We start from the raw sequence: 12,551 nt of genomic DNA, 5'->3' as shown, positions 1-12,551 counted from the left end.
AAAATCACTTCGCTCTTTTGGCAAAATAAAATCGGCAAATCGAGGGTTCTTGTTATGTTGGTTTGGTTTTTCATTTTGCGCCTTTTTGGACGTTATTCTTGGGATTTGCCGATTTTATGCTTGGTGGGGACGTTTGCGTGTTTTTTTTCAGAGCGACCTCTCGGGGCGGGGACACCGTCCCCGAGCCCCTGCCGGGGGACCCTTTGAAAAGGGTCTCCCCAGACCCCTCCTAAACTTTTTTCTGCCCTGGCGAACACGCTTCGTTTGAAAAAGAAGCCCCGAAGTTTTGCTTCGGGGCTTCTTATTATAGCTTCTTAACTGCTATTGTTACCTTTTCACCGTTGATGTCCCACTCCTTGCCGCCGTCGGCAGTGTAGGTCATCTCCTCGGCAAGAACATCATGACAGATGCTCTCCTTATTGCGCTCGCAAAGCGCGGCCAGCTTCTCGCTTCCCGCAATGGCAACACTGATGTGATCCATTACCTCAAAACCGCTCTCCTTACGCATCGTCTGGATCTTCGAGATGATCTCGCGCACAAAACCTTCCTCGATCAGCTCTTCGGTCAGGTTCGTGTCCAGAACTACCGTCACACCATTGTCGGTCAGACTGTAGAATCCTTCCTTCTGCTCGGTCTCGATCAGCAGATCTTCCTTCGCAAGCGCGATCTCGCCCGAAGAAATGTTCAGCTTCAGACTGCCTGTGCTCTCAAGCTCGGCATAAGCCGCACTGCCGTCAAGCTCCGAAAGCAGCGTCCTGATCTCGTTCAGATAACGTCCGTACTTCGGTCCCAGTGTCTTCAGCTGCGGCTTGAACTTGTAGCTTACGAAGCCCGCAGTGTCGTCCCTGAACTCAACGCCCTTGAGGTTCAGCTCGTCGCGGATGATGTCCACATAGAAGCTGTCAAGAACGTGGTCTGCCTTCACGTACATAACGCTAAGTGGCTGACGGTTCTTTCTGTTGGAGCCGTTTCTTGCCGAACGTCCCAGAACAACGATGTCGAGAACTTCGTCCATGTCGCTTTCGAGCTTCGCGTCGATGTGCGCTTCCTCGGAAGTCGGGTAATCGCACAGGTGGATGCTCTCGGGAGCGGTGGGGTCAACACTTCTCACGATGTTCTGATAGATCTCCTCGGTGATGAACGGAACCATCGGAGCCGCACACTTGCAGACGTTCACAAGCGCAGTCCACAGTGTCATGTAAGCGTTGATCTTGTCCTGAGTCATCTCGGGCGACCAGTAACGCTCTCTGCCGCGGCGGACGTACCAGTTCGAGAGGTCGTCCACGAAGTCCTGCATAGCCTTTGCAGCTTCGGGGATGCGGTAGTTTGCAAGGTTGTCGTCGGCAAGGCGGATCATGGTGTTCATCTTCGAGAGGATCCACTTGTCCATTACCGACAGCTTGTCGTAGTCGAGTGTGTACTTTGTCGGGTCGAAACCGTCGATGTCGGCGTAGAGCACATAGAATGCGTAGGTGTTCCACAGGGTGCCCATGAACTTGCGCTGACCTTCGGTAACGATCTTGCCGTTGAACTTGTTCGGCAGCCAGGGCGCGGAGTTGGTGTAGAAGTACCATCTGATAGCGTCCGAACCGTAGGTCGAGAGCGCCTCGAACGGGTCAACTGCGTTGCCCTTGGACTTGGACATCTTCTGACCGTTCTCGTCCTGAACGAGACCCAGCACGATAACGTTCTTGTAAGGTGCCTTGTCGAACAGCAGGGTGCTTATCGCCATCAGCGAGTAGAACCAGCCTCTTGTCTGGTCAACAGCCTCGGAAATGAAGTCAGCCGGGAACTGGCTCTCGAAGAGTTCCTTGTTCTCGAACGGATAGTGGTGCTGTGCGAAGGGCATAGCGCCCGAGTCGAACCAGCAGTCGATAACCTCGGGAACGCGCTTCATCTGCTTGCCGCAGTCGGGGCACTTGATGGTGACAGCGTCGATGTACGGGCGGTGCAGCTCGATATCGTCGGGGCAGTTGTCGGACATGGACTTCAGCTCCTCGATGGAGCCGATGGAATGACGGCAGCCGCACTCGCACTCCCAGATGTTGAGCGGAGTACCCCAGTAACGGTTACGGGAGATGCCCCAGTCCTGAACGTTTTTCAGCCAGTCGCCGAAGCGTCCCTCACCGATGCTGGGCGGTATCCAGTTAACGGTAGCGTTGTTTGCGATGAGTCTGTCCTTAACGTCGGTCATCTTGATGAACCAGGTGTCTCTCGCGTAGTATATCAGCGGAGAATTACATCTCCAGCAGTGAGGATATTCATGCTCGAACTTCGGGGCGGAGAAGAGCTTGCCTTCCTTGTCGAGGTCTTTGAGCACCTCGGGGTCAGCCTTCTTCACGAACAGACCTGCATAGGGGGTCTCCTCGGTCATGCAGCCCTTGCCGTCAACGAACTGAACGAAGGGCAGGTCGTACTTTCTGCCGACATTTGCGTCGTCCTCACCGAATGCAGGTGCGATGTGAACGATACCCGTACCGTCGGACATGGTAACGTAGGTGTCGCAAACGATGTAGTGACCCTTCTTGCCCTGCTTTGCAACGAAGTCGCCTGTGCATTTGAACAGCGGCTCATACTCCATGCGCTCAAGGTCGGTGCCCTTATAGGTCTCGATGACCTCATATGCGGGCTTGCCGTCCTCGGCGAGCGGAGACAGAACAGCGTCCAGCAGAGCCTCAGCCATGATGTATACCTTGCCGTCAGCAGCCTTTACGCGGCAGTAAGTCTCGTTCGGGTTAACGCAGAGCGCAACGTTCGAGGGAAGAGTCCACGGTGTGGTCGTCCATGCGAGGAAGTAAGCGTTCTCCTCGCCCACGATCTTGAAGCGAACGACAGCCGAGCGCTCCTTAACGAGCTTGTAGCCCTGTGCAACTTCGTGAGAGGAAAGGGGAGTTCCGCATCTCGGGCAGTAGGGCACGATCTTGAAGCCCTTGTACAGCAGACCCTTGTCGTAGATCTGCTTTAAAGCCCACCATTCCGACTCGATGAAGCTGTTGTGATAGGTAACGTAGGGGTTCTCCATATCAGCCCAGAAGCCGACAGTACCCGAGAAATCCTCCCACATACCCTTGTATTTCCATACCGATTCCTTGCACTTTGTGATGAACGGCTCAAGACCGTACTCCTCGATCTGCTCCTTGCCGTCGAGACCGAGCATCTTCTCGACCTCCAGCTCAACGGGCAGTCCGTGAGTATCCCAGCCCGCCTTTCTCGGCACCATAGCGCCTTTCATGGTGTGGTATCTGGGTATCATGTCCTTGATCGCACGGGTCAGAACGTGTCCGATGTGCGGCTTGCCGTTAGCAGTCGGGGGGCCGTCGTAGAAAACGTAGCTCTCACCCTGCTTTCTGGTCTCGATGCTCTTTTCAAAGATCTTATTCTCGTCCCAGAACTTCTCGACCTGCTTTTCTCTCTCAACGAAGTTGAGATTCGTATCGACTTTCTTGTACAAAGCGATCATTCCTTTCGGTATATATAGATTATAATTGTTCCCTTGATTTATCCCAGCCTGTTCAGCAGGACAGCCGAAGCTATCGTCCCCGCGATGAAGAACCCTGCCATTATCCAGAGTATAGTTGTCGCGAGAGTGAATGCGCGGCTCTTTACCAGCACGAATCTCGTGGGGTCTGCGGAGCTGACCTTTATCGGCACTTTCTGCCCGACCTCAAAGGTCTTTTCGGTCATACCCACATGGCTCTTGTGGACGAACTTATGTCCGCCGCAGCTGTAAGTGAAGGTCGGCACCCACATCCTCGTCTGAGGACCTACATGAGGTTTTGCCTCCATCGACTGAAGATCCATACTTGTGACCTCAGCGTCGGTCTCGTAATCATATTCTTCGAGCTTTTTCCTGCGGCTGACGGTCATAAGCGTCGGCACCAGCACCAGCACCAGATCGACCGTAGACATTAAAAGCAAAATAATAGCATTGATCGGCATATCGTTTCTCCAAAATCGAAAATCTAAAAAAGCCCCCGTCCTCGTAAAAAGGACGGGAGCGTAAAATAATGCTCTCGTTATACCACCGTTTTACAATGTACCGACATACACGCTCCCGATAACGCAGGAAATGCGGCGCAGCCTACTTTCTTTCGGTGCGCAGCTCGGGAGTGATCTTCGAGAAGCTCCTACTCACGCCGCGCTCACACTCTCCGCAGCTCGCTGTAGCTTTCAAAAGCAGCCTACTCTCTCCGTCATAGCCATTATACCATATACCACAATTATATCACCGACATTTCAGTTTGTCAAGCGATACCGAAAAAAATTCACATTCTCCCGTTATATCCTGCGGACAGCCCTGACAATCCGCGCCTCGGGCTTGTAGAAGTGCTGGTAGTCAACATCGTCCGTCCAGTCGCCGCCCCACTTCCAGCCGTACTTCGCGAAGGTCTTGAATGCAAGGTCGTCGTGGTCAATCTTGAAGGGGAACGGCTTCGTGCGGTCGGCGTAAGGCTCGCCGTTCGGCGGCATTATCACCCCTTTCTGGATGTAGGGGTTGTACAGCGGATTGATGTCCACCGCCCGACCCAGCGCATGAAGCGACAGCGTATCGGTGTTCGCAACGGTGCGGTAGTTGAAGCACGAACTGATATTTCCCGCCATAAGCCTGTCGTCATCGCCGTCAAACTCGCTCGAAAGCGCTATCCGCTCTATCGGATAAGCCGCCTGCGCAAGCTCCCTGAAAATGAGCGTCAGCTCCGCAGCAAGCGACTTCGCACATATCATCCTGCCTTCGTGCGCCGCCCCGTCAAACCCGACGTACGTCACGTTTATCAGCCTGAGCCCCGCCGGCGAAACCTTCGCCCCACGAGGCAGCGCCGCCAGCGCCTCGTCTTCGATCCTCTCAATCTCAAAAGCCATATCTAAAACTCCAGATCTAAACGTAATTTTGGGGGAGAAAATTGGGGGAGACCCTTTTGAAAAAGGGTCTTCCCCCAAACCCCCTCACTAAAACTTTTAATACTTTTTGGCTTGTGGTGCTTCTGCCTTACTTTGTATAGGTCGGGAAGATTGTAGTTCTTCTACTATATAGCACGTCCCTTGCCAAAAAGACGTTCAATGGTGGGTAACGCACAATTTGAGCGTATTTTCAGTTGGCATCTCATGTCACAACAAACGTCCAACATATTAAAAGTCTTTGGAAGGGGGCTGGGGGAGAATCTTTCTTCTAGCCGTAGGCGGCCGTGCGAAGCTAAGGCGGGTTTCCCCGGAAAAATCAAAGCCGTTTGTAGACAGCGCAGCTGATGGGCGGGACGTGGACGCCGCCCTCGAAGCGTTTGTATTCGGGCTTGCCGTCTTCGCCGAGGCGTTTGTAGAAGCGTCCGTGGGGCAGGTTCACGTAGCGTTCTTCGCGGCGGTGGTTGAACACCACGAAGTAACATTCTTCGGTGCCGATGAGCTCGAACGCGATTATGTCGGTGTTGTTGTGGAAGTGCAGGTGAGCGTCGAGTTCCTCGCAGGTGCGCAGCCTGAACAGCGGCGACGAGCGGCGGAGTGCGATGAGCGCCCTGTACCACAGGAACACGTCGTAGTTTTTCTTCTTTTCCTCCCAGCGCACCATGTTGGTCTCGTCGGGGGCGTTGTAGCTGTTTTCATCGAAGGTGTTGAACTCGTTGCGTTCCACGCCTTCGGGGAGTATCTTCGGTTTCGAGCGCAGGAAATCCTGACCCAGCTGAATGAACGGCACGCCCTGTGAGAGAATCACGATAGCCGCCGCCAGCTTATCCATCTTTCGTCGTTCTTCGGGGGTGCGGTCGGCGGCGCTGATGGAGAGCTTGTCCCAGAGGGTGTTGTTGTCGTGAGCTTCGCAGTAGTTTATCGCCTGTGCGGGTGTGAACGCCCAGCAAAGGTCGTCGGCTATGCCCTGCAAAGCGCGGTAGCGGCTGTTTGCGGCGATACCTCTCTTCACCGAGATTATCGCGTGGTCGCTGCCGCTGACGAAGCCCGTGGAGCGCAGCTCAAAAGTGCTGCCCTTGATGCCGTCGCGGAGGTTGTCGTTGAAAAGTCCCACGCGTCCGAAGCTGTAGCTGTTCCACTTGTACGCGAGCCTGTCGGTGGGGTAAGGCGATTCGCCGCCCGTCCAGCCCTCGCCGTACATCAGCAGGGGCGGATATATCTTGTCCAGCTCGTCGCGGATGATGTTGACCGTGTCGATGTCATGCAGACCCATCAGATCGAAGCGGAAGCCGTCTATTTTGTACTCGGTCGCCCAGAATTTCAGCGCGTCGATCATATACTTGCGGTACATGGCGTGGTCGGAAGCAGTCTCGTTTCCGCATCCCGAACCGTTCGAGAACACGCCGTCGCGGTTCAGACGGTGGTAGTAGTAAGGCACGGTCTTGTGGAACGCGCTGTCCTCGGTGAAGTAGGTGTGGTTGAACACCACGTCGAGGATGACGCCGATGCCTGCCTTATGCAGAGCCGTCACCAGCTCGCGGAATTCGAGGATGCGCTTTTCGCCCTCTTCCGCGTCGGAACAGTAGTAGCCTTCAAGGCACATATAGTTCTTCGGGTCGTAGCCCCAGTTGTACTTGCCTGCGTAGGGCTTCGACTCGTCAACGGTGGCGTAGTCGTTGACAGGCTGGAGCTGAACGTGCGTAACTCCGAGTTCTTTGAGGTGGTCGAGACAGGTCTTTATGTCCTCGTATCTCGTCCCCTCGACGGTAAATCCCTCGAAGCGTCCGCGCTTTTCAAAAGGCACACCGCTGTTTTCGGAGATGGAGAAGTCGCGGACATGACATTCGTAGATAACGGCGTCCACCGCGTTCTCACAGACGGGACGGGGAGTCTCGTTCCAGTCCTTCGGTTCAAGCTCCGAAAAATCGGGGATGAAACCTCTGTCGCCGTTGACACCGCAGCCCTTTGCGTAGATGTCGATGGTCTCCACGTACTCCCTGTGCTCGTATTCGAGGGTGTAGGTGTAGTAATACCCGTAGCAGGTGTGCATGAGCTCCACCGACCACACGCCCCTGTCCTGTCTGCGCATGACCAGTGTCTCTATCTTGTTATTGCCTGTGCCGCCTGTGTAGAGGTTGAGGTACACTCCCGTGCAGAACGGCGCCCACACGCGGAAAGTCGTTATCTCGCCTATGGTAACTGCGCCGAGGTCGTCGCCGTAATATGCATTTTCCCTGTCGAACCGACCGAAGTCGGATATGTATCGCTTCATCTTTTTCTTTCCTTTTTTATCGGGATTTCATGGTTCCTGTTTGCAGACCGCGATGGCTTCGCCGAGTTTCAGCTTCATCTCGCAGCCGTTCTTCGTGGCGTCAAGTATGTCCTCGCAGACCTTTACCTTCCCGCCCAGCAGCAGTATTATCGTCGAACCGCCGAACTCGAACCTGCCCTTCTCCCTGCCCTTCGACACGGGTGAAGCGCCCTGCTCGTAGTTGGTTATCCTGCCGACCATCGTGGCGCCGACTTCTATCATCGCCACGTCCCCGAACACTTCACTGCGGATCAGGCAGTACTCGCGGGAATTCTCCTTGTAAACGGGCACGCACTCGTTTATCAGCGGTCTCACCGCGTGGAGCGAGCCTTCTATCTTTCGCTGACGGCTCTTGAGTCCCGAACACGGATAGATGTAGCGGTGATAGTCGTCGGGAGTGAGGCGGATGATGACAGCCGTCCCCCCTGCGAACCTGTCCGCGAGCTTGCGGTCGCGCAGCAGCGAATGCACACTGTAAACGCTGTTCTTCACCACGAACATATCTGATTTCGCTATCTCGTAAGCCGTGACCTTGCCGTCCGACGGGCAGACCAGAACGCTCGGGTCGGAGTCGATGAGCCTTCTGCCTCTCTTTATCTTTCTCGTGAAAAAGTCGTTGAAACTCTTGTATTCGGCCGTTTCGTAGTCGAACAGGTCGATGCCGTTCTTCTCCGCATAGTAGTCAACAGCCGCCGCCGAGATGCCCGTGCTGAGCGCCCATCCGCCGATCTTGCTGACTATCGGGTTGGTGACAGCCTTCATAACGGCTCTGCCGCAAGCCGAGCCGTACATCTTCCCGAGCTTGTCCTGCAACTTGTCGGCGCTGTCGTATTCGTTGCCCTGTCTGTCGATTATACGCATAAGTAGACCTCCTGTTGTGGTGTACTGCGGGTATTCTTGGGGGAGACCCCTTCACTAAATCTTTTAATACTTTTTGGCAAGGGGAGAACCTTTCTTCAGAAAGGTTTCCCACAGGAAAGACTCCCCCGGTGATCAAAGCGCTCAGTGATGGAACTTGATGTAGCTGAGGACGATGAGGGCTGCCATCATGAACATGAGCACTATGGTTTTTACCGAGAATTTTTTTACGTTTATGTTCAGGACGAACAGAACCGAAATAATTATCATGAGGAGCTGGAAAACGTATGGGAATGCCTCACGGGGGATGTTTTGTCTGCCGAGGTAGAGGAGGGGCAGGAACATGGCGACAGTTGTAACGGGGAGACCCTGATATTTGTCGCGGGGTTCTGCGCAGACGCGCTGGCGTTCCTCTTCGGTAACGTTGAAGTAGCCGAGTCTGATGACCGCGGCCTGTACGATCATATACGATGAAATAAGACCGAGACCGTGATTAAAGCCGTAGCTGTATCCGATGATCGCGGGGAACACGCCGAAGCACACCAGGTCGCAGAGCGAGTCTATCTGTATGCCGAAAACTTTTTCATCGGGGGTGCGGTTTTTCATGGCGCGGGCTATTTTTCCGTCGAACATATCGCACACGCCCGACACCAGCAGGCAAATGAAAGCGAGCGACGGATGATGCTCGAAAATGCAGGTGATGCCGAACACCGACGAAAATAATCCGACATATGTCAGCACGACCGACCAGTTATAAAATCCTATCATTTTGTTTACGACCTCTTCTTTTCGTTATATCAGATGAAATAAACTGCCGCGAGACCTATCGCGAGCTGGATTATAGTAAAGCGGATGACGACCTGAGTGTCGCTCACGCCGAGATTTTTCCGCCAGTGGTCATGGATAGGAGTGCGGATGCCGTCCATGAAATCGGTGACTTTCAGGAAGCGTCTTACCGAGAGTTTCAGCAGTCCGAGTCCGCCGTCCACGATTATCACGCTGGAGAAGAAGATGAACAGGAACGGGTCGCCGCTGTTGAGTGCGAGCAGAGCCAGGTATACGCCCAGCGCTCTCGAACCCGCGTCGCCCATGAGTATCTTGCTGGGCGAGCAGTTGTACCACAGGTACGCGAGGAGCACCATAAGGAGCACGTCCGACTGCAAGCGCATGGAGTTTGACAGTCCGTGCAGCATGAACAGCGCAACGGATGAAGCCGTGAGCATTCCGCAGAGGCCGTCAACGCCGTCACAGCAGTTGGTGACGTTGATGCTTGCCCACACGAGCACCATGCAGAGCACCGCGAACACTGCCGCAGGCACATGGAAGCTGTTTCCGAACATCGTGATATTAGTCGAGTGATGGCACATGAAGTTCGCGGTAACGCCGATGGTTATCACCAGGTCGAGCAGACCTTTTTTCAGTTCGCCCCAGGGGTTCTTTGCCGCGTCGTCGAAGAAGCCTGTCAGCATGGCGGCGTAAATCAGCACCATATTGATGGCAGTCTCGGCATTGAACGGCACGAACAGCGCCGCGCACAGCACGAAGGATGTGAACATGATGATACCCGCGCCTCTCGGCTTGCCCTCGCTGAGCTTGCCGTTGACAGCGAATTCTCTGCCCTGGTCTTTCGGCAGAAATCTCATGCCGTATTTAAAAGCGAAGAACGGCAGCAGGAAACTGACGCCGAACAACAGTATCGAATAGACCCTTGAACTTGAACCTGAAATTAAAGAATAAAGCATATAGGCACTTTCCCGTCTTTTGAGTTTAGGATAACTGCGTCTGCTCACAGTATGTCCATTATATAATTATACACTATAACGCTTAAAAATGCAAATGGGATAAAGTGTAATTTTGCACAAACTTTTCACCCAATATCGTCCGATTATTCAACTGCGACCTATTTGGTGAAGATTGTGTAAACTTTGTGTAAATGAAGAACAGCTGAGCTGACCGCACACAAAAGCACTCCTGTCAGAGCCTGACAGAAGTGCCTGAAAATACTTGTTTGTCCGATGTTATCTTTTGTCCAGCTGGTCGTAGAGGTTCACATGACCCTTGCTTTCGATGCGTCTGCCTGTAACGCAGCGGTTGATGCCTGCCATGTCGCGGCGCACGCGCACGTCTTTCAGTCCCGACTGTATCATTATCTCCATGACCTCGTCTTCCTGACCTGCGCCTATCTCGAACATCATGACGCCGCCGTCCTTGAGCTTATCCTTCCACAGGCGCACGATAGCCCTGTAGAAATCGAAGCCGTCCTCGCCGCCTGCAAGGGCTTCCTTCGGCTCGAATGTGACCTCGCGCTGAAGATGCTTCATGTCCTCGGCGTTGATGTAGGGCGGATTCGACACGATAAGGTCAGCCTTCGGGAACTGCTTTACGCTTGCGGGGTCGGTAACGTCAGCGTTGACCGCCTTGACTGCCGAGCCGTGCTTTTCGATATTGCGGTTCAGGAAGTACATCGCCGTTTCGTACTTCTCCACGCAGTACACCTCTTTGCAGTCGAGTTTTTCGCCGAGGGTGATGCCGATGCATCCCGTGCCTGCGCACAGGTCGATAACTGTGATGCCGCTCTCGTCCTTGAACTGTTTCAGAGCCGTATCAATGAGCGTTTCTGTGTCCGAGCGCGGTATCAGCACACCGTGACCCACCTCGAAGGTGCTTCCGCAGAAGTCCCACTCGCCGAGGATGTACTGCAACGGTTCGCCCGTCAGTCTCCGTGCGAGGAGCAGGGCGCACTGCTTTATCTGCGACTCATCCGCGAGGGTCTTGCTGTCGAATCTTCCGCGGCAGTTGAAGCCGCAGGCAAAACCTGCCAGCTCTCTTGCTTCCCAGTGTGCATTCGTGATGCCTGCCGAAGCAAGCTTGTCGGTCAGGCTGAGTATCATATCGTTGTAAGAATAGTTTACCATTTGTCTGCTTCACCGTCCTCGGGTATTACCGCTTTCATCGCGGCTATGGCGCATTCTACCTCGCTCTCGTTCGGCTCGGACGTGGTTATCCTCTGTATCCAGAGACCGGGAGCGGAGAATATTCTTGTGAAAATGTTGTCGTGCTTTCCTGCGAGCATTATCGCCTCGTATGCGATGCCCGTTACAACGGGTATCAGCAGAAGTTTGAAGCCGACTCTCAGCAGGTAGTTATCCCAGGTGACATGGAACACCGATGTCACGAGTATGCTGATGAAGAGTACCAGAAAAATGAAGCTCGTTCCGCATCTCGGGTGGAAACGGGTGTGCTTCATCACGTTTGCGGGGGTGAGCTCGTCGCCGCTCTCGTAGCAGGCGATGGTCTTGTGCTCGGCGCCGTGATACTCGTAGGTCTTTGCGATGTCGGGCATCAGCGAAGTCAGCGCTGTGTAGCCGATGAATATCGCTATCTTGATAAGACCCTCGATGACGTTCTTGAGTACGGCGTTCAGTTCGCCCGTCAGCTTCTCGATGAGCTTGACTATCGCCGCAGGACAGAACACGAACAGCACGATCGCGAGACCCACGCCGAATATCATCGAAACGGTGGTCAGCACAGGCATTATCTTCTCGCCGAACTTGTCGTCCAGCCATTTCTCGAACTTGGTCATTTCCTCTTCGCCGTCGTCGGTCATCTGCTTGTCGGCGGCACGCGAAAGACACTTGTAGCCGTCGATCATCGACACCACAAAGTTGAAGATCCCCCTTACAAAAGGCGTTTTCCTGTACCAGGGAATCTGCTTTCCGGACTTCATGTCCCATTCGTCTATATCGATCGAACCGTCGGGCATACGGTTTGCCATCGCCATCTTGTAAGGGCCTTTCATCATTACGCCCTCGATGACCGCCTGACCGCCGATCTTGGTCTTAAAACACTTCTTTTCGGTATCTGACATCATGCTTTCCTTTCTGAAAGAAATATCATTCTTATTGTACCACAAAAAAACGCAAATGTCCAGTACTTTTTAAAGATAATATTAAGATATCGGTATAAAATTTTTAACCCGTCTGTTGGTATTTCTGACATAAAGAGTGCGGCAGGCATTGGGGGAGACCCTTTTGAAAAAGGGTCTTCCCCAAACCCCCCTCACTAAAACTTTTAATACTTTTTGGCAAGGGGTGATTTTCTTCTGAAATATGGTGTTGGTCGGGAAGTTTGAGATCCTTCCATTACATGGCTTGCCCCTTGCCAAAAAGACGTTCAAGAGTGGTGAAACACTTCGTTGAGCTGTTCAATATATGAGAGCAAAAAAAAGCGGCGGGAGCAAGCCCCCGCCATACATATCCAAATTACCAAAAATAAAAGAATACACCTCTTAAAACGGTGATAGTCTATCTTCCCAACCACAACCCCCTTCCAACATATTAAAAGTCTTTGGAAGGGGGGCTGGGGGAGAACCTTTCTTCTAGCCGTGCGAAGCTAAGGCGGACGTGCGAAGCTAAGGCGGACGTGCGAAGCTAAGGCGGACGTGCGAAGCTAAGGCGGGTTTCCCCCCAGTCAAGACCCGCACTCT

General features: G+C 53.6%; 9 protein-coding genes. All 9 read right to left on the bottom strand.

Features of this window, described 5'->3' with window-relative positions:
• Positions 1-304 precede the first annotated feature (304 nt).
• The 9 genes from ileS to BT142_RS05710 all read right to left on the bottom strand — a co-directional run bounded on the left by ileS (position 305) and on the right by BT142_RS05710 (position 11,933).
• Entirely contained in the window at positions 305-3,451 is a 3,147-nt protein-coding gene (gene ileS, locus BT142_RS05750) for an isoleucine--tRNA ligase (RefSeq protein ID WP_072417252.1), read from the bottom strand.
• A gap of 47 nt (positions 3,452-3,498) precedes the next feature.
• Complete coding sequence (locus tag BT142_RS05745; RefSeq protein ID WP_072417251.1) at positions 3,499-3,939, bottom strand: DUF3592 domain-containing protein; 441 nt, start codon at positions 3,937-3,939, stop codon at positions 3,499-3,501.
• A gap of 339 nt (positions 3,940-4,278) precedes the next feature.
• The gene (locus tag BT142_RS05740; protein ID WP_072417250.1) at positions 4,279-4,860 is read right to left on the bottom strand and encodes a M15 family metallopeptidase; all 582 of its coding nucleotides are present in this window, start codon (positions 4,858-4,860) and stop codon (positions 4,279-4,281) included.
• A gap of 355 nt (positions 4,861-5,215) precedes the next feature.
• Complete coding sequence (gene pulA, locus BT142_RS05735) at positions 5,216-7,168, bottom strand: type I pullulanase (RefSeq protein ID WP_072417249.1); 1,953 nt, start codon at positions 7,166-7,168, stop codon at positions 5,216-5,218.
• Between the two features lie 27 nt (positions 7,169-7,195).
• Positions 7,196-8,068, bottom strand: coding sequence for a phosphatidylserine decarboxylase (locus BT142_RS05730; protein WP_072417248.1), 873 nt, complete (start codon positions 8,066-8,068; stop codon positions 7,196-7,198).
• A gap of 141 nt (positions 8,069-8,209) precedes the next feature.
• Positions 8,210-8,833 (bottom strand): CDP-alcohol phosphatidyltransferase family protein, encoded by a 624-nt coding sequence (locus BT142_RS05725; RefSeq protein WP_072417247.1) that lies wholly within the window; start codon positions 8,831-8,833, stop codon positions 8,210-8,212.
• A gap of 29 nt (positions 8,834-8,862) precedes the next feature.
• Positions 8,863-9,807 (bottom strand): MraY family glycosyltransferase, encoded by a 945-nt coding sequence (locus BT142_RS05720; RefSeq protein ID WP_072417246.1) that lies wholly within the window; start codon positions 9,805-9,807, stop codon positions 8,863-8,865.
• Between the two features lie 276 nt (positions 9,808-10,083).
• On the bottom strand, positions 10,084-10,980 hold the full coding sequence (prmC, locus tag BT142_RS05715; RefSeq protein WP_072417245.1) for a peptide chain release factor N(5)-glutamine methyltransferase: 897 nt from the start codon (positions 10,978-10,980) through the stop codon (positions 10,084-10,086).
• A complete protein-coding gene (locus BT142_RS05710; protein WP_072417244.1) occupies positions 10,974-11,933 on the bottom strand; it encodes a DUF1385 domain-containing protein in 960 nt (319 codons plus the stop codon). The genes prmC and BT142_RS05710 overlap by 7 nt, the downstream gene beginning before the upstream one ends.
• Positions 11,934-12,551 lie beyond the last annotated feature (618 nt).

The sequence above is a fragment of the Ruminococcus sp. YE71 genome (assembly GCF_900119155.1).
Taxonomy (GTDB): Bacteria; Bacillota; Clostridia; order Oscillospirales; family Ruminococcaceae; genus YE71.
This window is presented reverse-complemented; position numbering and strand designations above follow the sequence as displayed.